At 45.7% G+C, this 24,621-nt stretch carries 15 protein-coding genes; 13 read left to right on the forward strand and 2 right to left on the reverse strand.

Annotated features, from left to right (window positions below; genetic code table 11):
- The 13 genes from Q5866_RS02705 to Q5866_RS02765 form a co-directional block, all read left to right on the forward strand.
- Window positions 1-742 (forward strand): ABC transporter permease (locus tag Q5866_RS02705; protein WP_303178641.1); only part of this gene is annotated, 742 nt, incomplete at its 5' end.
- A 125-nt stretch (window positions 743-867) separates the two neighbouring features.
- Window positions 868-1,446 (forward strand): RNA polymerase sigma-70 factor, encoded by a 579-nt coding sequence (locus Q5866_RS02710; protein ID WP_303178642.1) that lies wholly within the window; start codon window positions 868-870, stop codon window positions 1,444-1,446.
- A gap of 92 nt (window positions 1,447-1,538) precedes the next feature.
- Window positions 1,539-2,699, forward strand: a complete 1,161-nt coding sequence (locus tag Q5866_RS02715) for a FecR domain-containing protein (protein WP_303178644.1) — start codon at window positions 1,539-1,541, stop codon at window positions 2,697-2,699.
- Between the two features lie 99 nt (window positions 2,700-2,798).
- Window positions 2,799-6,197 carry a SusC/RagA family TonB-linked outer membrane protein gene (locus Q5866_RS02720; protein ID WP_303178645.1) on the forward strand — a complete coding sequence of 1,133 codons (3,399 nt, stop codon included), beginning with the start codon at window positions 2,799-2,801 and terminating at the stop codon, window positions 6,195-6,197.
- An 11-nt stretch (window positions 6,198-6,208) separates the two neighbouring features.
- Entirely contained in the window at window positions 6,209-7,675 is a 1,467-nt protein-coding gene (locus tag Q5866_RS02725; protein WP_303178647.1) for a RagB/SusD family nutrient uptake outer membrane protein, read from the forward strand.
- A gap of 17 nt (window positions 7,676-7,692) precedes the next feature.
- Window positions 7,693-8,376, forward strand: coding sequence for a DUF4843 domain-containing protein (locus tag Q5866_RS02730; protein WP_303178648.1), 684 nt, complete (start codon window positions 7,693-7,695; stop codon window positions 8,374-8,376).
- A 14-nt stretch (window positions 8,377-8,390) separates the two neighbouring features.
- Entirely contained in the window at window positions 8,391-9,926 is a 1,536-nt protein-coding gene (locus tag Q5866_RS02735) for a PKD-like family lipoprotein (protein WP_303178650.1), read from the forward strand.
- Between the two features lie 202 nt (window positions 9,927-10,128).
- Window positions 10,129-12,738: a zinc-dependent metalloprotease gene (locus Q5866_RS02740; RefSeq protein ID WP_303178651.1), complete on the forward strand. Its 2,610-nt coding sequence runs from the start codon at window positions 10,129-10,131 to the stop codon at window positions 12,736-12,738.
- Between the two features lie 32 nt (window positions 12,739-12,770).
- Window positions 12,771-15,356, forward strand: a complete 2,586-nt coding sequence (locus tag Q5866_RS02745; protein ID WP_303178653.1) for a zinc-dependent metalloprotease — start codon at window positions 12,771-12,773, stop codon at window positions 15,354-15,356.
- Between the two features lie 127 nt (window positions 15,357-15,483).
- Window positions 15,484-17,811, forward strand: a complete 2,328-nt coding sequence (locus Q5866_RS02750) for a GH92 family glycosyl hydrolase (protein ID WP_303178654.1) — start codon at window positions 15,484-15,486, stop codon at window positions 17,809-17,811.
- Entirely contained in the window at window positions 17,808-18,587 is a 780-nt protein-coding gene (locus Q5866_RS02755; RefSeq protein ID WP_303178656.1) for a basic secretory protein-like protein, read from the forward strand. The genes Q5866_RS02750 and Q5866_RS02755 overlap by 4 nt, the downstream gene beginning before the upstream one ends.
- Window positions 18,588-18,632: 45 nt before the next feature.
- Window positions 18,633-20,912, forward strand: a complete 2,280-nt coding sequence (locus tag Q5866_RS02760) for a GH92 family glycosyl hydrolase (protein ID WP_303178657.1) — start codon at window positions 18,633-18,635, stop codon at window positions 20,910-20,912.
- A gap of 195 nt (window positions 20,913-21,107) precedes the next feature.
- Window positions 21,108-22,301: a DUF4272 domain-containing protein gene (locus Q5866_RS02765; RefSeq protein ID WP_303178659.1), complete on the forward strand. Its 1,194-nt coding sequence runs from the start codon at window positions 21,108-21,110 to the stop codon at window positions 22,299-22,301.
- A gap of 157 nt (window positions 22,302-22,458) precedes the next feature.
- On the opposite strand, the gene Q5866_RS02770 is transcribed toward Q5866_RS02765, so the two are convergent.
- The gene (locus Q5866_RS02770; RefSeq protein WP_227216638.1) at window positions 22,459-23,226 is read right to left on the reverse strand and encodes a TIGR03915 family putative DNA repair protein; all 768 of its coding nucleotides are present in this window, start codon (window positions 23,224-23,226) and stop codon (window positions 22,459-22,461) included.
- A 122-nt stretch (window positions 23,227-23,348) separates the two neighbouring features.
- A complete protein-coding gene (locus Q5866_RS02775; RefSeq protein WP_186978413.1) occupies window positions 23,349-24,614 on the reverse strand; it encodes a putative DNA modification/repair radical SAM protein in 1,266 nt (421 codons plus the stop codon).
- Window positions 24,615-24,621: the final 7 nt, after the last annotated feature.

Below are 24,621 nucleotides of genomic sequence, written 5' to 3' on the forward strand. Positions count from 1 at the left end.
AGTGAACGGGCGAGCGACCTCGGCTTCGGTCGTTATTAATGCCGTGAACGGCTCGAAAGGCAGCTTGGGAAGTTCTTATCTGATGCGGATTCTATCGCCGGCGGATAATACGGCTTCCGTGCGCTATCAATTTAATCAGCACTTGAATTACAAGGTTTTCATGGTGCCTGCGCTCATGACCATGGTACTCGTCATGCTTTGCGGGTTTCTTCCGGCGTTGAACGTGGTGAGTGAAAAGGAGGTCGGGACAATAGAACAAATCAATGTTACCCCGGTCAGTCGCTTCACGTTCACGCTGGGCAAATTATTGCCATACTGGGTAATCGGTTTTCTGGTACTGAATCTTTGTATGTTGTTGGCTTGGCTGGTGTACGGGCTCACGCCGGAAGGAAGTATCTTTACGATATATATAGCCACCCTCGTTTTCGTGCTGGTCGTCTCCGGTTTCGGGCTGGTGATCTCCAATTATTCGGCGACCATGCAACAAGCGATGTTCGTCATGTGGTTCTGTATGCTTATTTTTATACTGATGAGCGGTTTGTTTACCCCGATCAGCAGTATGCCCCGTTGGGCGCGATACATCACTTATGCCAATCCATTGCGTTACTTCATGGAAATCATGCGTATGGTTTACCTCAAGGGAAGCGGCATCCAGAACATCATGCCCCAGTTGGGGACGTTGGCTGCATTCGCTGCGGTGTTATACTATTGGGCTATATTGAGCTACCGGAAACAGCGGTAGCGAAAATAGGAAATGAGATTACATTTTACAGAATTATTAGGAACGAATAAGTTTTATTCGGAAATAAATGTGTTCGGGAATAATATATTTCTTTACATTTGTAATGTGGAATTTAGATAGCTAGTATGACGGAGCGAGTAAAATATGATGTAAATCAGTTGGTACAAGATTTGAAAAAGGGGTACGAACCGGCTTTTGATTACCTGTTTACAACCCGTTACGAGGACTTGTGCCGTTTTGCACGGGCTTTCGTGGGATCATATGACGTGGCGGAGGATATCGTGCAGGATGTTTTTGTCCGGATATGGGAGAATAACTTGAAGATTAGCAGCGATATTTCACTGGATAGTTATCTTTACGTGGCGGTGCGAAACGGTTGTGTCAGTTATGTGCGCCGACAAAGACCTCACGTGGGGTTGGAGGCATTGTCGGAGATGGAAACGGAAGAGATTTTGGCGGAGGATTGGAAATACGTGTGGGATGCCGTGGAAAGTTTGCCGGAGCAATGCCGTGTTGTTTTAAAATTGGTCGTACTCGAAGATATGAAGTACGCGGAGGCGGCAGAGAAATTGGATATCTCGGTCAATACGGTCAAAACGCAAATGAAGATTGCTTACCGGGTGTTGAGAAAGAAATTTACGTCGGGAGAGATTTCTGTTTTGTTCTATTATTTTTATGTGGGTGAGGGGTTTAATGGGCGGTAATTTATTTTTTTGAAAAATATTCTGTTTTCTTTTCACCCTTTTTTTATTCTTGTGCGTCCTCTCACGAAGAATATAAATCAGCTTGTCATTTTATGAACGAGAGAATAGAAGAATTATTGGTAAAAAGGATTGACGGGGAACTTTCTGCCGCGGATGAGAAGGAATTGTCCGGGTGGTTGGCAGAGTCGGAGGCTCACGAACGAATCTTGCGGGAATTTGAAGCGGTGCGGCAGCGGTTGTCCGTGTTGCGGGAAGAATTTCACCCGGATGTGCAAGGACGTTTGCAGTCGGTTAAGAAGCATAAAAAACGACGGGTGCGGTTTGTTGCGGGGTGGATGCGTTATGTTGCGGTCGGTATTTTACTCGTGAGCGTGGGGAGCTACTTGTTGTGGAATGATGGGAAAAATAAAGAGGAGGAACATCGTATTTTCGCGAAAGTGGCGGTGCCCGGGAAAGAACAGGCGTATATCGTGTGGGCGAACGGGGTACAAGTGGCAATCGACGAAATGATGAAAGATACTTTGCTGACTGGGGACGGGGGAGCGGTAGTGCGGGTGGATTCCAACCGGGTGTTGCGTTACGAGGGAGGGAATGGTGATGAAGGACTGGAACGGCGGGTGCATAAATTGGTGATCCCGAATGGAGGGGAGTATCGAATGGTGTTGGAAGACGGGTCGGTTGTTTGGTTGAATTCCGCTTCTTCGCTGGAAATACCGGAACGCTTTGCCGCGGGGGAGAGAAGGGTACGATTGGTGGGAGAGGCTTATTTTAAGGTGAAGAAAGATTCATCAAGACCGTTTTACGTGACAACGGAACGTGCCGACGTACGCGTGTTGGGTACGGAGTTCAACGTTTCGGCTTACGAGGAAGATCGTGATGCCGTGATGACGCTCGTGAACGGGGCGGTGCGGGTGGATGCCCGCGGGGGAGAGTCGGTGGTACTGGAACCGGGACAACAGGCGTTGACTGCGGGTGGAAAAATTGAGGTGCAGGATGTCGATGTGTCGTATGTCACGTCTTGGGTGAACGGGAAGTTTAGTTTTGATAATTCCCGTTTGGAAGATATCGCCCGGCAGGTTTCCCGCTGGTATGACGTGAAAATATCTTTTGATGATGATAATTTGAAAGATATTCGTTTTTCCGGGGCGATGTTGAAATTTAGACCGTTGAGCGATTTGATCGAGATGATTGAGGCAACGAGTTTTGTGCGGTTTAGCGTGAAAGGAGAAAATATTATAATATCTGGAAAATAAAAATCGAGGAAGTGGCTAGACTTCCCCGGTTTTGAGTGGTAATTGCTTTGTTACTGTTTGAGAGAGAACAAAGCTATGTATAACCTTAAATGCAAATATATGGAAAATAATCGAGAGCCTAACCGGTTTACGCGGTTAGGACGAAAAAAAATGTTATCGATGATGCGTTTGGCTAGTTTTTTTTGTTTGTTGAGTATCGTGTGCGGCGTGCAGGTGGCACATGGGCAGGAACGTAGGGTTTCTTTGGAAGTGAAGGATACTCCGATCAATCAGGTGCTGCGTATGTTGGGAAAAGAGTTCGGGAAGGATTTCTTTTACAGTAATGTGCAGGTGGATATGAATGAAAAGGTGAACGTGAAGTTAGTGAATGCCACTATTGACGAAGCGTTGAAACAGGTGTTCGCGGGGAAGCAGGTGCGGTACGAGGAGAAGGAGAATTTCGTGTTGATTTTGGAAATTCGGGAAGTAAAGAAAGACACGAAAGTGCCGGAAGTGCGCGGTGTGGTGTACGATGACCTGAACGAGCCGTTGCCGGGAGTAACGATTATGCTCAAGGGAACAAGTACGGGTTTCGTCAGTGATGCGGATGGAAAATTCAAAAGTGCGTTGACGATGAAATTACCCATAACTTTGGTATTCTCTTTTATCGGTTTCGAAACTCAGGAAGTTGTGGTAACGGATAGCACGCGGGAGGTGACCGTGAAGATGAAACCTGACGTGAAACAAATGGAAGAGGTGGTCGTGACGGGATACGCTAACGTGAAAAAGTCCAGTTTTACCGGAAACGCGGTAAGGGTGGATAAAGAGGAGTTGTTCAAGGTATCGCCGACCAACGTGATCGATGTGTTGCAGGTGTTTGATCCTTCATTGCGTATCATGAAAAATAACGAAATGGGAGCAGACCCGAATACATTGCCGGAGTTTTATATCCGGGGACGTTCCGGTATCGGGGTGATGGATTTGGATAAGGAGAGCCTTTCCGAATCGGCTTTGAGTAATAATCCCAATTCACCTATTTTTATTATGGACGGTTTCGAGGTGACGGTGCAAAAGGTGTATGATTTTGACCCGAACCGTATAGAGAGTATCACGATATTGAAGGATGCCGCGGCTACGGCTATTTACGGTTCCCGTGCGGCTAACGGTGTGGTGGTGATTGAAACGGTGGCGCCGAAACCGGGACAGTTGAACGTGATGTATAATTTCACGGGTGCGCTTACCGCTCCGGATTTGTCGGATTATAACCTGATGAGTGCTAAAGAATTGCTCGAGGCTGAGCGGTTGGCAGGGTATTATGAACCGACTTCCAACATTAATTCGTCTTATACTCTTTTAAGCGAGTACGAGGCGAAGTTGTCGAACATTATTCGGGGGGTAAACACGGACTGGTTGTCACAACCTTTGCAGAACGAATTTAATCATAAACATAGTCTTGCCATTCAGGGTGGTTCCGAGAATATGCGTTTTAACGTGGATCTGAATTACGATAACCAGAATGGAGTGATGAAAGGATCTTTCCGAGAGCGCTTGGGAGCTGGATTTTACTTGGATTACCGTATCGGCGGGATGCAGTTGAAGAATCAGATTGCTTATACGGTCACGAAATCAGAAAATTCTCCTTATGGAAATTTCAATGATTACACGAAGAAGTTGCCATATGATGAATTGAAGGATGCGGACGGAAATTATGTCGAGCAGACAAAACTTTGGCATGGGGGTATGAGTGGCACGAAAAATCCGTTGTACGAGGCGAAAATGTTGAAGAGTTTTGATAAAAGTAAAATACAGGATTTGACGAATAATCTGAGTTTGAACTGGTATATCACGAAGAGTCTTTATTTTAAAGGACAGGTAGCGGTAACTTTGACCGATACTGAAACAAAAGTTTTTAAAGACCCGCTTTCTTCTTCGTTTTACAACGTGGATGATGACAAGAAAGGTTCGTTGAATTTGAGTAAGAGGAGATTGGTGAAATGGAATACCAATTTCGTGTTGAATTACGTGCAGGCGATAAAGAAGCATAATATGAATTTTTCGTTGGGATTGAACACGAACACGGAGAGTACGAATAGTTCGGTGGAGAAATATTTGGGATTTCCTTCGGGTGAATTGAGTACCCCGGCTTTCGCGGAGAACGTGGATGATGTACCCACGTATTCGGATAATAAAAAGCGGCTGTTCGGGGCGTTTGTTTCATTAAACTACACGTATAACGATATTTATTTACTTGATGCCTCGTGGCGTCTGGACGGTTCGTCCGAGTTCGGGGCAGACAAGAAATATGCTCCGTTTTATTCCGGGGGTGTCGGGTTGAACGTGCATAATTACGAGTTTATGAAAGCGCAGGATGTGGTGAGCTTGTTGAAGATCACGGGGACCATGGGAGTGTTGGGAAAAACCAATTTCCCTGCTTACGCTGCCAAGCATACTTATGATGTTACGAATTCGTATTATTCCACGGGTGGCGGTATTTACTTGCACTATATGGGAAATGAGAATTTGAAATGGGAGCGGACTTTTTCCCGTGATTTGAAATTGGAGTTGGGTTTCTTGAATGACGCGATTTATACGAAGTTTACGTGGTATAATAAAAAGACCAAGGATTTGATCACGGATGTGACGATTCCTACCCATACCGGTTTTACTTCTTACAAGGATAATATGGGTGAGGTGGAGAATAAGGGGTTCGAATTGGATGTCCGTTTTAATATTCTCCAGAATAAAGATTGGATGGTTGCCGTGTTCGGGAATCTGGCACATAACCGGAACAAAATATTGAAGATTTCTGAATCCTTGAAGGCGTATAATGAACGGGTAAACGAGAAATTTGATGAATACTTTGATAACGTTTTCAACAAACAGGATTTGAAGTATAGCAAACCTTTGCTGAAATACGAGGAAGGAGGTTCTTTGACGGCTATTTACGGGATGCGTTCTTTGGGAATAAACCCGAGTAACGGGAGCGAGTTGTTTCTTGACCGGAGTGGTCAGGTCATTCAGGAGTGGACATCCAGCCAACAGTCTATTTTAGGTGACACGGAACCGGATGCAACGGGTTCTTTCGGGGTGAATTTGCAGTGGAAGCGGTTCACGTTATTTGCCACGTTTATGTATGAGTTCGGGGGACAGGTGTATAACCAGACTTTGGTCGATAAGGTGGAGAACGTGAAGTTGTACGAAACGAACGCGGACAAGCGTGTTCTCACGGAGCGATGGGCAAAGCCCGGGGAGTTGACACGTTTGAAGTCAATTAAAGACCGGAATAACGTGACTCTGCCAACCTCTCGTTTCGTGCAGGATTACAATATGTTGAACTTTAATTCACTCACGATAGGGTATGATTTCGATAAAGACTTATTGAAGAAAATGCGGATGAGTATGTTGCGGTTATCGTTTAACATGAAGGATATATTCACGATTTCGAGCGTGAAACAAGAGCGGGGGTTGTCTTATCCCTTTGCCAGAACTTTTAATTTGACCTTAAATGCAAGTTTTTAAAATAGATGATTATGATACGATATAATTACTTGTTGTTGTTGATGCTGTTCGGGTTAGCGGCGTGTAATAGTTGGTTGGACGTGGAGTCGGATAATCAGGCGAGTGACGAGAAGACATTTAAGGATTACACGGGATTCCGAAGTGCTTTGAATGGTGTGTATTACAAGTTGTCCGAACCGGAAATGTACGGACGGGAGCTTTCATGGGGATTTCTCAGCGTGTTGGCGCAAACTTACGAGGCTGGGGATGTCAGTCAAAATGATGCTTATAAAGCGGCAGTTGTTTTTGATTATAATTCAAAGGATGTCAAAGATGTTATCTCAAAGATCTGGAAGGGTGGATATAATGCTATCGCGAATTGCAATAAATTAATTGCGGAGATAGAAGCTAAGGATGCCTCTTTCTTTCCTTTGGGTGAACGCGAACGAAATTTGATATATGGCGAAGCCTTGGCGTTGAGGGGATACCTGCACTTGGATTTGTTGCGTATGTTTGCCCCGGCTCCGGCGACCGGTGACAACGGGGCGTATATTCCTTACGTGACGGTTTACCCGACGCATTATGAATCCGCTTTGCCGACTTCAGAGGTACTTCGCCTTGCCAAGGAGGATTTGTTGAAGGCAAAGGATCTTGTGGTGCAGAATGATACTTTGGACGATGAGATGGCGTATGCCAATCGTTTTGTCGCGGAGGATTCCGGAAACCGTTTTTTCAGTTTCCGGGGAACCCGAATGAATTATTTGGCCGTGTGCGGGACATTAGCGCGTTTGTGCTTGTACGCGGGTGAGAATGAAGAGGCTAACCGGTATGCGTTGCACGTGTATGAGTTAGTAGAAGCTAAGGAGGATTCGTGGGATATTTATTTTACTTCATCGTCGGATTTGAATGTTTCCGGCGTGAATAAATACGTGAAAGCGTACAATGATATTCTGTTTGCATTTTATAATAAAAAATTGACGGAAGATGTGGAGGATTTTACGGAGGCGACCGGTAAGCCCAAGATGTTGTTGAAGAATGCCGGCAGTCTGTTCGGGGACAGGGGCGATGGGGATGATTATCGCCAATACCTTGTCGATTGGACTATTGACGCGAATCGTTCACAGAAGTGGTTGGATTTGGGGGCATCGGAAAACTTTGTGAGAGTGCAATATGCTTTGATTCCGGCGTTGAGATTTAGTGAAATATGCTATATCCTTGCAGAAACAACGTATGGTTCTGCTGCCGGTAATGCTGCTGCCGTGAAGTATCTGGAGGAGGTGCGGGGAGGACGTGGGTGTAAGCGTAATATCCCGGAAAGCGTGTCCGCCAGCACTTTCAAGGAGGAGTTAATCTGGGAAGGAATGAAAGAGTATCTCGCTGAAGGACAGACTTTTTTTATGTTTAAACGTTTGAACCATCCGGTGTTGAGCGGAAGTGAATCTGTCACGTTGGGAAATTCGTTCGTGTTGCCTTTGCCGGACGATGAAAAGGTGTTTTAGATTTTAAAAGACGAGTTATGAAAAAGATATATGTATTTATTTTAAGTGTATTCCTGTTGGGAGCGTGTTCAAAGGAGAATATTCCGATGTATGATACCGTGAATTATATCCAGTTTTCGGATACTTACCGGGATTCGATGGATATTTCGTTTTTCTTTTACGGGAACGCGGAGCAGATTGAGATTCCGGTAGAAGTGGAAATGCTGGGAAATCTGTTCTTGGAAGACCGGTCGTTTGTTGTCGAGCTGGATAAAGACTTGTCCACGGCAACGGATGAACATATCGTACTTCCGGAGTATTATGTTTTTCGTAAGGAACACGTGAAAGACACGATTTCGTTGGTATTGAATAACCCCGGGGATGCTCGCGTGCGAATCGTGTTGGCTATCCGGGGGAACGGGGCGGATGTTTTAGCGGGGGAATACAGTTATCAATACAAGATTATTAATTTGAGTAGTGAGGTGTCGATACCGGAATGGTGGGATGGGGATGTAGATAAGTCTTTTCTCGGTACTTATTCGATTCCGAAGTATCAATTGTTGATTAAGGTGACCGGAGAGGGAGATTGGACTAATCTGGATGCTTCAACGAGAAGGGCTTACGCGTTACAGTTAAAGTATTATTTGCGTGAGATGGAAGACAAGGATGAAGTCGTGTTGGATGTAGATGGTAAAGCCATGACGGTAACAGTAATTGGATAATAAATCGATAGAATATGAAAATGAAAAATGTAATATATCTGTCTTTGTTGATGATGGTAGGATTGTTTTCCTGTGTCAAAGACGAAGGTAATTATAAATACGAGGCGATACGAGATGCGAAGGTTTCGTTTGAAACTTACACGGTGAATTGTTTTGTGCATGATGAAGTGAAGGTTGAGCCTAAAATCCGGTTTGGTGAAGGTGACTCCACGGATTTTTCGTACGAGTGGCGGGTTGATTATGAGGTCGTTTCCACGGAGCGGGTTTTGGAATTTACCCCGGAGCAGGCAAAAACGTATGCCTGTCGGTTAGCCTTGAAGGATAACCGTAATGGGAAAGTGTATAGTGGCACGATGTCCGTTGTTGCGGCGACGGTGTATCAATCGGGGTTCTCTATCCTGTATGAAGAAGGCGGGGTATCAAAACTGGGGCATATAAATTTACCTGGTGTTTCCCAAGATGAAGAGTATCATGCTTATTATGATTTGTACCGGGAGGCAAACGGGGAGGATATGGGTTCGGAACCGGTGAAATTGGTTCAGCATTTCTTTTGGAACGCGACTAATTATTGTAAATGGTCGGAGTTGCTGGTTATTCAGAATGGCGGGCAGGGACCCGTGGAATTGAACGGTAACACGAACGAGAAAGAGGTATTGACCCGTGAGGAGTTCGTGGGAGGAAATCCCCCGGAGAATTTTAAATTGGTATCCGCGTTTTACCCGTTCTACATGAATATCGTGTTGAGTGAGGATGGGAAAATTTATACCCGTTTCTTCAACGACCCGAAGAGTATGGGGTATCACTCTGCGGCTTACAATAATGTTCCTGTATATATTAATAAAGGGTATAAAATCGGTCAGATTATTGAAACGGCACACCAGTATCTCAAGCATTTTCTTTTGTATGACGAGTTGAACGGTCGGCTGATTCACGTGAGAAGTGCCTATTACACGACGGCAGAAGAGTACAGGGAGTTGCAGTACACGGGGACTTATCCTGCCGGTTTTATTCCGGTGAATAATTTGGGTGATTATGAGTTGGTATATGGTGCGGCTTACGGTGGCACCATGCAAGGAAGTACGAAGTATGCCTTGATTTTACGGGACGGGGACGATTGGAAAGTGGAAACATTCGGGATTGCAGCCAACGCGTTGGGGGTAATTACGTTGGATGCGTTGGATAAATGTCAGACGTTCTCCGGCAAGACGGATGGATACGTGACGGATAGAAGTATTTTCAGGATATTGAGAAATCGTACCTACATTTTTTTCTCCGGGGGAGTGAATAATGACGAGTTGTATTATTACGATCTGAGTACCGGGAAATCATATCATTATACCTCTTTGAACGGACGTGCCATTATGGCGATGCACCCTGCCGAAGGGAATAAGGAGCTGGGGGTAGGACTGGAAGACGGGACGTTCATCCTGTTTAACGTTGAAGATTCGGTATTGAAAGCGGGTGAGCCTGTCGTGCTGTATGAACAGGGCGGTTTCGGTCGGATTGCCTATGTTATTTACAAGTATAAATTATCAGGGCGGTATATGTAATTGCCGTATATTTTTCTAAAATCGGGTAAACCGATTTTATAAAACTACTCCGCTGTTGTAACACAGTTATTTATACTTTTTATCTGAATAGCATTTCTATATCGGAAGGGATTGTTGTATAGAAAGAGATTTGGAATATAAATGGAATTGTGGTACAAACGGGAGAATCAAAAATTAATTGGGATGTTTAAATATTGAAGTTATGATATTGAAATCAATTGTATTTGTATTTATATTTCTTTCTTTGAGTGTTGTGTCGGCAGAGGGTAAAGGGCGGAAGAAGAAACAAGCGACTAAAGAGGTAAAAACGGAAAGTGCTTACCAACGCTTTTTTAAGGGAAAGTCGTGCGAAACAAAGCGAGGTTTAATCACGTTGCACAAAATGGACGGGAAGATCTATTTCGAGTTACCGTTGAATTTGTTGGGGAAAGAGATGTTGCTTGGTTCGACGATTAGCGAAATCACGAATAATGATTTCGGGAGCGTGGGAGAGAAACCTAAAGAACCGCTGCACGTGGTGTTTACCCGCCAAGACTCGATAATTAGCTTGCGGGAGGTGAGTGCGATATATTATACCACGGAGGAGGGTATAAGGAAACGTTTGGAAGAGAGTTTTAAGCCGGCTATTATTTTGAATCTTCCGGTGAAGGTGTACTCGGAAGACAGTACGGCAGTTGTGCTGGATTTGACCGATTTTTTATTGAGTGATAACGAGGGATTATCTCCCTTTTCCCAGTTCGCACCGATCAATAGTGGCAGGCGTCGCGTGGACAAGGAGTTTGTGAAGAAAAATTCATTTATCGGGGAAATTAAGGCTTTCGAGGATAATTTTAGCATACGCTCTTCTTTGAGTTATTTGGTTACCGTGCGGAATCAAGAGCGGGTATTGTTTCAGAAAGTGCCTTTTACCGCGGTGATGACACGTAGTTTTATTTTGTTGCCGGAAGAACCGATGCGTCCCCGTATGGCGGATCCCCGTATTGCTATATTCTATCAGGCAAAATATGAATTTAATTCAAAAAAGAGTGGTGTCGATTTTCGTTATTATGCTAATCGTTGGCGACTTGAACCTGTGGATGAGGCGGCTTATCGTGCCGGACAATTGACGGATGTGAAGAAATCGATTGTGTTTTACGTGGATAACGCATTCCCGGAGAGTTGGAAGAAATACATCAAGCAAGGGGTAGAAGAATGGCAGAAAGCCTTCGAAAAGATCGGTTTGAAAAATGCGATTATAGCCAAGGATTTCCCGGAGAATGATCCGGAATTTGATCCGGAAAATCTGAAATATTCTTGTGTACGCTATTCTCCCTCGTGGACACCTAACGCCATGGGACCCTCGTGGACAGATCCCCGGACGGGAGAGATTATCAATGCTTCGGTTTATTTTTATCACAATATAGCTCAATTGATTCAAAATTGGCGATTCGTGCAGACGGCTCAGGCGGATGCTGACGTGCGGCGGATGCAGTTGCCGGAAGAATTATTGGGTGAGAGCATCCGTTACGCTATTGCGCACGAGGTAGGTCATTGTCTGGGTTTTATGCATAACATGAGTGCTTCTGCCGCAATCCCCACAGATTCTTTGCGTTCGCCTTCTTACACGCAAAAATACGGGACAACTCATTCAATCATGGATTATGCCCGGAACAATTACGTGGCACAACCGGGAGATAAGGAGAGGGGTGTGAAGTTGACGCCGCCTCATTTGGGTTTGTATGATTATTTCACGATAAAATGGTTGTACACGCCTTTGTTGGACGAGAAGACCACGGACGAGGAAGTGCCTGTTCTGGATCGTTGGATTGGCGAGAAAGCGGGCGATCCTGTATATCGCTATGGAAGACAGCAGATAAATTCTCGTTGGGATCCGAGTTCTTTCGAGGAAGACTTGGGAGATGATCCGATGAAATCATCTGCGTATGGGATAAAGAATTTGAAATATATTTTGGCAAACCTGAATGAATGGGTAGGGGCAGAAGATAAAGATTATGCGTTTCGCCAACAGATTTATAACGAGATTGTAATGCAGTATTTCAGGTATTTGAATAATGTTATTTTTAATATCGGCGGTATTTACTTGAATGAAAAATATGCCGGGGATCCGATACCTGCTTATGCTTTAGTTCCTAAAGCCAGACAAAAGGAGGCTTTGGTGTTTTTGTTGGATCAGTTGAAAGAGATGGCTTGGATTGATGCGAAGGATTTCAAGGATGGTCTGCCGTTGATGAGCGATATTTCGGGAGATATGGAAAATGCTATTTTCAGGGGACTATTGTCCCGGTTGAATGCGTTAGCCGTGTGCATGGAACAGTCGAAAGAGGAGGCTTATTCTACTCGGGAGTATATGAATGATTTATATGAATTTATCATGGCTCCTACCAAGAAGAGAAATTCTCTGTCTGAGATTGAAAAACGATTACAAATCAAGTATTTATCGTTCTTGGTGTCTGCTTCCGGCGTGGAAGTGAAAGGAATGGGCGGCTCGCCTTTCGCGTTCTCCCGTGACGGGATGATTGAGGTTATGGATTACGTGCAAGAGAATAGCCGGAATATTTATGGCGAGTTGCCTGACGAATATCTGGGTATGTTCGCGCGTAGGGGATGTTGTTTCGCTCCGGAGGAAATTAGCGGTTTCGGTAGAACGACGAACTTGAACAGACCGAATGTTTCTATCGGGACGGATTGTTTCTTGATGTTGAAAAAGACCTTGGCTTTATTGAAAAGCCGGATGAATACGGCAACAGAAGATACTCGATTGCATTATCAGTTGTTGGTTTATAAATTGGAGAAGGTTTTTAAGAATAACTGAGATGGGTGATTATTAACAGTAAACTAGTTGTCATGAAAAATATCATATATATAGTGTTTCTTCTTTCGATAGTTCTGTGTCCGTTCGAGGGCAGTGGGATGGTGCGGGAGAAGAAGGATACGGGTAAGAATAAAAATTCGGCTTATCAGAAACTCTTTGATGGTAAGAGTGTAAAGACGGCAAAGGGTGTAATGACGATTCATTACGCGGGGGGAAATGTATACGTGGAGTTTCCCTTGGATTTGTTGGGCAAGGATATGTTATTTGCTTCGTCGATAGAGAACACGAGTGATAACGGAGAGGGGGTTGTCGGGCAATTTGCCGGGACTCCTCAAGTGTTCGTGTTCACGAAAGAGGGAAATTACGTGCAGGCTCGTTTGCGGCAAGGTGCTCCTGTCGGTAACGGTAGTGGAGATGCTAACATGGAGAGTGCTTTAGAGAAATCTTTTATGCCGGGGGTGTACGCTACGTTTAAAATAGAGGCTTACACGCCGGACAATCGTGCCGTGGTGTTGAATATGACATCTTTTTTCTTGGAGCATACGGCGTTCACGAATCCGTTTTCCTCTCAGGCTGCCAATTCTGTATGGGGATTCGTCGGGCGGAATCAAAAGTATAAACCGAACCGGAATTTGTTTCAAGAGGTCAAGGCGGATGGACAGAGCGTTACCGTGGTTTGTGAATCGGGGTATGATGTGGATCATATCGTGGTAGGCTCTGTAACAAGACAGAATATAAAAGTTTCCGTAACATTTAATAAAATGTTGGTGGTTTTGCCTGAAGATAAAATGACACCTCGTTATGCTGATTCTAGGATTGGGGTAAGTTTCGTGACAATTCCCGAAATCGGGAAAGAAAAATCAATATTGACAAAGAAGCATCTAGCCAGACGTTGGCGAGTGGAGCCGAGTGACGAGGTCGCTTATTGGGCCGGGCAGGTCGTGGAACCGAAAAAGCCGATCGTTTTTTACTTGGATACGTTGATGCCGGAAAGTTGGACGAAATATGTTCGTGCGGGTATTGAAGAGTGGAATAAGGCTTTCGAACGTATCGGGTTTAAAAATGTACTGCGTGCTGTTCCTTTTCCCGGAACTTCGGATTTTGACGCGGGGAATATTCAGCATTCTGTGATTCGTTATTCTCCGACCTCTCCGAATATGTATCGTCCCCAACAATCTATGCTGGTGGATAACCGGAGCGGGGAGATTCTTAACGCATCGTTGTATTTACATCATCATTTTTTGTTCATACTGCATCGGGACAGGCTTCTATACACGATGGCGGCAGATCCGGAAGCACGTAAAGCTGTTTTGTCAGAGGAGGTGATGGGACAATTGATAAAGAGTCAGATGATTCGGGAGATCGGTTCGTGTTTGGGATTGAGATCCAATTTGCGGGCATCTTCTGTTTATCCGGTTGATTCGTTGCGTTCCGCGACTTTCACGAGGGAACACGGGTTGTCATCCTCGATAATGGATATGGTGCCGTATAATTATGTCGCTCAGGAAGAAGACGTGAAAAATGGCGTGATGCTGGTACAAGAGAAGCTGGGGGAATACGATTATTACGCCATAGAATGGCTGTATAAACCGATTCGAGGGGTGAAGAATGCGGACGAGGAACGTGATACTTTGGATCGTTGGATTAAAGAATCCCGTCTGGATATAGCTAAAACATACGGGCATACCCCTTTTACCTCGAATGTTTACGATCCCCGAATATTGAGTGAGGATTTGGGGAACGATCATGTTAAAGCGGGGGAATATCTGATAAAGAATCTGAAAAAGTCGATGGCTCATTGTCGCGAATGGTTTGCCGAAGAGGATAAAACACTGGAACTCCAGAATAAGTTATATGGTTTTATGCAAGGACGGTATATGGACGGGTTGAACCGGATTGCATCCTATATCGGCGGTATGTATATCAATGAAGGTAATAGCGATGAGAATGTACAGCATTATGCGGTTGTTCCTAAAGCCAAACAACGGGAAGCCATTAATTTCTTGTTGGCACAGGCTAAAGATTTGGAATGGTTGGATAATCAAGAATTAAGACATGACCTGCGGGTGAGCTCTTCCGCCGTGCAACAAAAACGGATGGATATTTTTGGATTGTTATTTTCCCGTTGGTATATGGTTATTATGAGTTCCCGTAAGGCAAGCGGGGGATATACCGCGGACGAGTACATGGATGAATTGTACCGGATGGTGTGGGAGGGTACCATAAAACGTAGAAAATTGGATCCGTTGGAAAGGGATTTCCAGATGGCTTTCTTGGCTGCTGTGATTGCTTCTTCGACGGTAACGGAAGATGCTGCGAAACTGGATGCACACACGAAAGCGTTGGCACAGGGAATAAGCAGTGGCAGACAACTTTATGACCCTATTCTTTGTGAAAAGATGGAGCGGATGCAGGTAGAAAATATTAGTGGATTCTATGCGCAAGAGGGGATTAAGGTAAATACATTGTCACGTTCTCATGTCTTTTACCAAATGTTGCTGAAAATCGATGGTATGGTGAATAATGCCATGAAAACAAGCACGGGAGAAATGAAGGACTATTACGAGTATTTACATTATAAAATCAGACAGGCTTTGGATGTAGAAGGTATTCGTTAGAGAAAGTTGTTTAAAAAGAGAGTTGCAATATGTCAGAAATATTGCAACTTTTTTTCACCCTTTTGGGGTATTCGAGTGTCTTTTTAAAGTAGTCGAGTAACAGGAAATTTTAATTAATGCTGATGAGATGAAATTGAACGTACTTTTATTGTGTCTGGGAACGATGCTGGTAAATGAAGAAGAAAAGAAAAGTCCGGTGGATTACGTGAATCCTTTTATCGGGACGAAAAGTATGGGACATACTTTCCCGGGGGCTTGTGTTCCGTATGGTGCGGTACAGTTAAGTCCCGACACGGAGAACGTGCCGCATAATATTGATGGTGTTTACCGGAAAGATACTTATCGATATTGTGCCGGATACCAGTATGATGATCCGACGATTGTCGGGTTCAGTCACACACATTTGAGCGGGACGGGACATTCGGATTTAGGTGATGTGCTTTTGATGCCGACAGTCGGGGAATTGAAATTAATTCCCGGTACGGCGGAACAGCCGGAAGAGGGGTATCGTTCCCGGTTTTCGCACGATCAGGAAAAAGCCTTACCCGGCTATTACGAGGTGATGTTGCAGGATTATGACGTGAAAGTGCAGTTGACAGCGACGGAACGGGTGGGGATTCACAAATATACTTATCCGTCAGGAGTGGAAGAAGGTCATGTGATAGTGGATTTGTTGCACGGAATATATAATTATGACGGGAAGGTATTGTGGGCGAATCTCCGGGTGGAAAATGATACCTTATTAACAGGATACCGGATCACGAGGGGATGGGCTCGGACGAATTACACTTATTTCGCGATAACGTTCTCCAAACCGATACGGAATTACGGGCACGAGAATTTCGAGGAGGTGGACTATAAAGGTTTTTGGCGTCGGTTTGATGAGAAACACAATTTCCCGGAAATGGGCGGTAGGGGCATTGTGGCATATTTTGATTTCGACTTACACGATAGCCCGGAACTGGAGGTTAAGTTGGCTCTTTCGTGCGTGAGTACGGAAGGTGCGTTGAAAAACTTACAGGCGGAAGCGGCAGGTGTTGACTTTGAAACGTTGGCGGCACGTGCCGGAGAGAAATGGAACAAGGAGCTTTCGGTGATTGAGGCTCGAGGAAGTCATGACGAGTTGTGTATGTTATATACCTCGTTGTACCACACGATGATAAATCCGTCTGTTTACATGGACGTGGATGGACAGTACCGGGGTGTGGATCACATGATTCATCAGGCGGAAGGTTTTACCAATTATACCGTTTTTTCTTTGTGGGATACCTATCGGGCTTTGCACCCGTTGTTTAATGTGAGCAACCGGGAGCGGAACCGGGATATGGTGATGTCCATGTTGGAGCATTACCGGCAGAGTGTACACAAGGCTTTGCCCGTGTGGTCGCATATGGGTAACGAGAACTGGTGTATGATCGCTTATCACGGGGTTGCCGTCGTGGCGGATGCCGTGGCGAAAGGTATCGAGCTGGATACGGCGTTGGTATTGGAGGCGATGAAGAACAGTTCGAATATTCCGTATTACCAGCATACCCGTGAATACGTGGAAAAGGGGTACGTGCCCGTGGATAAAGACGGGAATGGTGCTTCAATCACGCTGGAGAACGCGTATGACGATTGGGCGATATATTGGACTGCGAAGGCGGCGGGGAACGAGAATATGGCTCACGAATACGAAAGCCGGGCGATGAATTACCGTAATCTGTTTGACGAACGTTTGGGATTTGCACGTCCCCGCTTATCCGACGGGAGCTGGAAAGAGCCGTTCGATCCGTTGGGCACGCATGGCGAAGGATTTATCGAGGGTAATTCGTGGAATTACTCGTTGCACGTGCCGCACGATGTAAACGGGTTGATCCGTTTGACGGGAGGGGAAAAGCGTTTTGCCGAACGGTTGGATAGCTTGTTCACGATGCATCTTCCGGAAAAATATTATGCCGATACGGAGGACATCACGGAAGAGGGGTTAATGGGGAATTACGTGCACGGGAATGAACCCAGCCATCACGTGTTGTATTTGTACGCTTGGACTTCTCAACCTTGGAAGACGCAGTTCCGGGTGCGGGAAGTGATGAACCGTATGTACAGGAATAAAATCGACGGGTTATGCGGTAACGACGATTGCGGGCAGATGTCTGCTTGGTATATCTTCTCGGCTTTAGGATTTTATCCTGTCTGTCCCGGGACGGATCAATACGTGTTGGGTGCACCTTACCTGCCCTACATGAAAATACGTTTGGAGAATGGCAACACGTTTGAGGTGCGTGCGCCGAAAGTGGATGACAAAAACCGATACGTGAAAGCTGTCCGGTTGAACGGGAAACCGTATGATAAGGCTTATATAACCCAACGGGATATTATGGCGGGAGGGGTGTTGGAGTTTGAGATGAGTAATCGTCCCAACCGAAATAGGATTTACACGGAAGATAATAAACCTTATTCCTTGACACGATGAATATAAAGATAATCATATGTTGGTGTATCTTGGGAATGGCAAGTTCCTGCGGATGCAAAAAGAATAGCCCGAAAGTGGGAGAAGTTGTGGATTGGTCTGCCTATGACGTGGGACAAGTGGAGTTCCGGAATTTGTCGCCGGAAACGGAAGGGGCTGAATTATACGCCCGCATCGTTCCCCATCCCGAACAATTTATACAGGAATGCGCCCGACAAGTATTGAATACACTCTATTTTTCACCCGCGGATAGTATTCCGGGAGTGAGATGGATTACTTATATATTAAAGTCTTATGATGGAATATCGGCGAAAAGCGGTAATCCGCCCTCGATCACGATTACTTACAGCACGGATTGGGTGGAGAAAAGTTATAAGGGAAACATGGATGCGTTGGTGCGGGAAAACCGGGGAGTACTCTGGCATGAATTGACACACGGGTTTCAATTGGAACCGCAAGGGATAGGAACTTACGGGACAAACAAGACTTTTTGGGCTTTCATCGAGGGGATGGCGGATGCCGTGCGTTACGTGAATGGTGGTTTCACTTTGGACGACCGCCCCAAGGGAGGACATTACATGGACGGGTATCGTACAACAGGTTTCTTTTTGGCTTGGTTGACGCAGACGAAAGATTCGGATTTTTTGCGTAAATTTAACCGCAGTACTTTGCACGTCATTCCTTGGTCTTTTCAAGGTGCGATTCAATATGCTCTCGGGGAGGGATATGACATAGACCGGCTTTGGGAAGAATACATGATCGCGATGGGAGATAAGTAGAGGCGTACAAGAAACTGGAGAGGTGTAATATAATACGTTGTGTTTATGAGATATTATGTTTGTGTTTTAGTTTGTTTGTGGCTCGGCGTGGGTATTCCTGCGCGAGCTCAAACTGTTTTTGAGCCCGTGGAGTACGTGAATCCGCTTATGGGTACACAGTCCACGTTCGAGTTGTCGGCAGGGAACACTTACCCGGCGATTGCCCGTCCGTGGGGAATGAATTTCTGGATGCCCCAGACGGGGAAAATGGGCGACGGTTGGGCTTATGTCTACACGGCAAACAAGATACGGGGATTCAAACAGACGCATCAGCCGAGTCCATGGATTAATGATTACGGTCAATTCTCGCTGATGCCCGTGGTCGGGAAACCGGAGTTCGAGCAGGAGCGGCGTGCCAGTTGGTTCTCGCATAAGGGGGAAGTGGCGAAACCTTATTATTACAAGGTTTATCTTGCGGAGCACGATGTGGTGACGGAGTTCACGACGACAGAGCGGGCGGCTCTTTTCCGCTTTACTTTTCCGGAGAACGAACATTCGTATATTGTTGTTGATGCTTTTGACCGAGGTTCATTTGTCTGTATCGAGGGAGATAACAAGATCGTGGGATACACTACTCGGAATAGTGGCGGTGTGTCGGAGAATTTCAAGAATTACTTCGTGATAGAATTTGATAAACCATTCGAGTATAAACACACGTTTGTCGACGGGAAACTGAGTGACGATTCAGTACAGCAATCCCATCACGTGGGAAGCGTGATTGGCTTCCGGACAAAAAAAGGGGAGAAGGTTCACGCCCGCGTGGCATCTTCATTTATAAGCCCGGAACAGGCTGAATTAAACTTGAAAGAGTTGGGAAACGACGATTTCGAAACCTTGGTCGGGCGGGGTAAAGCGGCATGGAATAAAGTGTTAGGAGCTATTCAGGTAGAAGGAGGTTCGTTGGACCAATACCGGGTGTTTTATTCTTGCCTCTACCGTTCGGTACTTTTTCCCCGTAAGTTTTATGAAATAGATGCGGAGGGAAACACGGTGCATTACAGTCCATATAATGGAGAGGTGTTGCCGGGATATTTATACACGGATACGGGATTCTGGGATACATTCCGTTGTCTGTTTCCCTTGTTAAATCTGGTTTATCCTTCCCGGAACAAGGAAATACAGGAGGGATTAATTAATACTTACAAGGAAAGCGGCTTTTTCCCGGAATGGGCAAGCCCGGGACACCGGGGATGTATGGTCGGGAATAATTCGGCTTCTGTGCTCGTGGATGCTTATTTGAAAGGCGTGCGGGTGGCCGACGTGGAAACGCTGTACGAGGGGCTGATACACGGCACGGAACACGTGCACCCGAAAGCCTCTTCCACGGGACGTTTGGGACACGAGTATTATAATACATTGGGATACGTGCCTTACGACGTGGGGATAAACGAGAGTGCTGCGCGTACATTGGAATATGCTTATGATGATTGGTGTATTTATCAATTAGCAAAAAAGTTAGAGCGTCCGGCAGAGGAAGTGGAGCGATTTGCCCGACGGGCGATGAATTATAAACATTTATTCGACCCCGAAACCAAGTTAATGCGGGGAAAGAATCAGGATGGCACTTTTATGACGCCCTTCTCTCCCCTGAAATGGGGTGACGCTTTCACGGAGGGGAATAGTTGGCATTACACGTGGTCGGTATTCCACGACCCTCAAGGGTTGATTGATTTAATGGGAGGAAAAGAGTCTTTCGTGCAGATGCTGGACTCTGTTTTTGCCGTGCCGCCCCTGTTTGACGAGAGTTATTACGGGGGAGTGATTCATGAAATCCGGGAAATGACCGTCATGAACATGGGGAATTACGCTCATGGAAATCAACCTATACAGCACATGATATACTTGTATAATTATGCCGGACAACCTTGGAAAGCGCAGTACTGGCTGCGGGAAGTGATGAACCGGATGTACACGCCCGGACCGGACGGTTATTGCGGGGACGAGGATAACGGGCAGACATCGGCATGGTACGTGTTCTCGGCGCTTGGTTTTTATCCCGTCTGTCCGGGTTCGGAGCAATACGTGTTGGGTACACCGCTTTTCCCGAAAGCAACGATTCATTTCGAGAACGGGAAAAAGATGGAGATTGTTGCCCCGGGGACAGACGATACGCATCGCTATATCGACCGGATGAAATTGAATAAACGAGTTTACACGAAGAATTACGTCACACATAAAGACTTGCATGGTGGCGGACGGATAGAGTTCCGTATGAGTGAAGGCCCGAATAAGTCGAGAGGAACCGGTGATACGGATTTCCCTTATTCTTTTTCTTTGGAAAAATAGGCAGGGCAAATGTGTCAAAACGCTTTTTGCCCTTTTAGTCAAAAGTTTATAAAGTCTATAAACTTTATGAGCTGAAAGCTCAACTTTATGAACTGGGCGGGGCAAAAAGCGTTTTGACGCGTTTGCCCCGGAAAATAGAGAATATTGCTTTCTCGAAAGGAGTTTCTATATTTGTATGAATTATAAAACGATTTTATGGAGAAAGCAAATTTGACTCTTTACACGGTAATCGGTGATTTCGACCGGGTGGCACAATCTATGGAAAAGCGGTTCCGTGAGGTAACTAAAATATTCTCGCCTGACAATAATCGCTGGATGTTCGTGTTGCAGGACGATTCGGTGATTCGTTGTTCTATGATGCAGACCAAGGACGAGGCGGAGCGGGTGGCAGAACACACGAACGGGATGGCGAATTTTTTTGCGCAGGCGGAAACCGAATTGACCGCTATCAAGGAAGAAGTACTTCGTCAGATCAATTGTTTCAATTGTGTCGTGGGTATAGAGTTCGAGGTTGATGATAATCGGGAGCGGACGAATTATATCGTGAATACTATTTTTGATGTTGCGGCAGATATAAACGGTTTCGTGCTTTACCCAAGCATGAGCCTGTATGACAGTAAGGGTAAATTGCTTTTTTCGGCACGGGGCAAGAGCGAGTACGAGACTTTTCGTCCGGTGGCAAATTCCGATTTGTTGGAAGTCGGACGTTCGGCACCCGCGGATGTGGATCAATATCGTAGAGAGCGTTCCATCGTCCGTCTGGAAGAGGAAGGTGTACCTTATATAGAGCATTTGCCTTGCGAGGTATTGGACAGTGAAGCAGTTATTCGTACCCCGGAAGAAATAGCCCGTAGGGCGACAGCGTTGTTTGTCGTGGCATTGTATTCGGAGGTAATGTTGTCCGAGAATCCCGATCGAGAGGAAGGATTGAGTTTCGTGCAGAAAATAGATGAAAGTTATCATATTATGGACGAACTGACTCCCTTGGAGAAAACTTATCTTGAAAATCCTTCACCGGAACAGCATGACTGTATTCAATTCCTGTGGCGGTACGAGTGTTGTGCCGTGCTATTGTGGGCATTAGGGAGTGCGGAGTTGTCCTATCCCTCGGAGATTTGTGATGTCCCGTTTATAGCCCGGTTTTTCTTTGATAACCAAGAGAAAGGGACTATTTTAGGGTTAGGCGAAACACGGGGTAAAGAGGAGATTCTGGATGAGGCTGACTTGACATTGCGTTATGATTGGGCATGCGTGGATGCCCGTATCAATGGGAAAGAAATGCCTGCTTCATTGGACGGGGGAATAGTGATGGAACGTCATTACGCGTTTAACTGGTTGATAGGAGCGAATGGGGGTGCGGATTGGGATGATATTCGACCGACAACTTGACAAACTTCCAGCATATTTTGTTGTCCTGTCGTTTTATAGACGTTTGGAAACGGTTCAAGAACGGTTGAACAACGGTTCATGAACGACAGTACTTCTGGAAAAGGCTTGGAATGGTTCCCTTGCCATTCGCGTTTTGGGTGTTTAAGGTGTTGGACGCTTATTTTCTTTTTTCAGTCAAGTATTTCCAAAAGCGGGCGGGGAGATTCTGACGGTGTAGTTTCGGATTGAGGCGCTCTTTGATAGCGATCGTTTTAAAGTAGGTTTGCCAAAGTTGCTGAAAGAGCTTTTCGTCTTGGTCCATGATGCTCTCGTCGAGGAACCCGGTGAGAAGATGTCCCTCTTTCTGTTCGAAATGTACTTCCGTGACCGTGGTTAGATCATAGTAGTAACCGTACTCTCGTTTTAGGTCATAGAGTAACCATTGCTGGTCGGCAAAACGGTCTTGCAAGTAAGGGATAACCAACGAAAGAACATTATACAAGGGTTTCAAGGCGGCGAAGTACGTGCCGTCCGCGGCTTTTTGGAAACGTAGGAACTGGATAACCCGGAGGCGTTCGTTTTTCACTTGCTTGAATACTTTGGACAGTTCCAATACATCCGGATCGCCGAAGTTAAGTTCAATGGAGCGCGGTGCGTCTATCGCCTTGCGTATATAGCGGAACAACAAAAGATCAATCCCCGGCAGTTCCGATAACCAGCACGTTGTGAGTTGGGAGAGGGCAGGAGCGGACAATTTCTTTTGCAGTCCTTTCCATACCCGTTCACTCCTTTCCGTGTCCGTCGTTACCGTGAAACTTTTGTCATAAAATAGCGGTAGCGTTTCACCTTCCCCGAGCAAGACATCCGGATACTTTTTGTAACTATACGCGTCAAAAACCGTGGTCAGCAACCCTTCAAATGTCTTATCGTAGATGAAAATAACCATGTGTCAATTTTAGATTTAGTGATTTTTGATTTAAGATTCCAGCCACACAAGCTAACGCTTCTTCCTTTTCCATCTGCCAAGTTTTTTTAATCGTAAACCATAAATCATAAATTAATAAGATTTCAATTGACAAAGTCGAATGGAATAATCAGTTGCCCGTCGTCGATTTTCCGGGTTGCCCTTTGGGTTAGGATACGTCTAACATTCTCCGGTTTTAATTCATTGACGGTTTTGGTTGGCAATTCGTGGCAGGTGATGAAATATTGTGCTTTTTTCAACACGACGCCTATCTGCTTGAGTTGAGCCATCCCTAAACGGGAATAACGGCGTGCCGTGACAATCATTTTAGCAGACTTCACGCCAAGCCCCGGGACCCGGAGCAGCATCTCGTAGTCCGCCCGGTTGACGTCCACTGGAAAGGCTTCGGGATGACGTAACGCCCATGCCAGTTTGGGATCAATCTCCAAGTCAAGATCGGGATAGGAATCATCCACGATTTCTTCCACCTTGAAATGGTAGAAACGAAGCAGCCAATCGGCCTGATACAATCGGTTTTCCCGAACAAGGGGCGGCTGTTTCAGAGCCGGTAACCGATGATCGTACGCGTTGACGGGCACGAATCCCGAATAATAAACCCGTTTCATGCTGGGGCGCTTGTACAGGGCGGAAGTAAGCCCGAGTATATCTTTATCCTTGTCGGGTGTGGCGCCGATGATCATTTGCGTGCTCTGTCCTGCCGGAACAAAACGGGGTGCATGTCGGTACTTCTTTCTGTCCTCTGCACTTTGCAACATCCCTTGCTGAATAAAGCGCATGGGAGTGAATACGCTCTGGAAGTCTTTTTCCGGGGCGAGAAGTTGCAGGCTCTGCTCGTTTGGAATCTCGATATTCACGCTCATCCGGTCGGCGTACAACCCCGCCTCGTTCACCAGTTCCTGACTGGCACCGGGGATACTTTTCATGTGGATGTACCCGTTGAATTTGTACACTTGCCGGAGGTCTTTCACCACCCGAACCAATCGTTCCATGGTATAGTCCGGGTTACGAACGACTCCGGAACTGAGAAATAGTCCCTCGATATAATTCCGTCGATAAAACTCTATCGTCAAGTTGACCAACTCCGTCACGGAAAAAGTAGCCCGCGGCAAATCATTACTCCTGCGGTTTATACAGTAAGCACAATCGTATATGCAGTTATTCGTGAGCATGATTTTGAGCAACGAAATACAGCGTCCGTCTTCCGCGAAACTATGGCATATACCCCATCCCTCGGCACTTCCGATTTGTCCTTTTTTGTGAGAACGGGAAGTTCCGCTGGATGCACATGATACATCGTACTTCGCTGATTCAGCGAGGATTTTGAGCTTGTTGAGTACACTTTCATCCATGTCGAAC

This window comes from uncultured Butyricimonas sp., assembly GCF_959596855.1.
Classification (GTDB): Bacteria; Bacteroidota; Bacteroidia; order Bacteroidales; family Marinifilaceae; genus Butyricimonas; species Butyricimonas muris.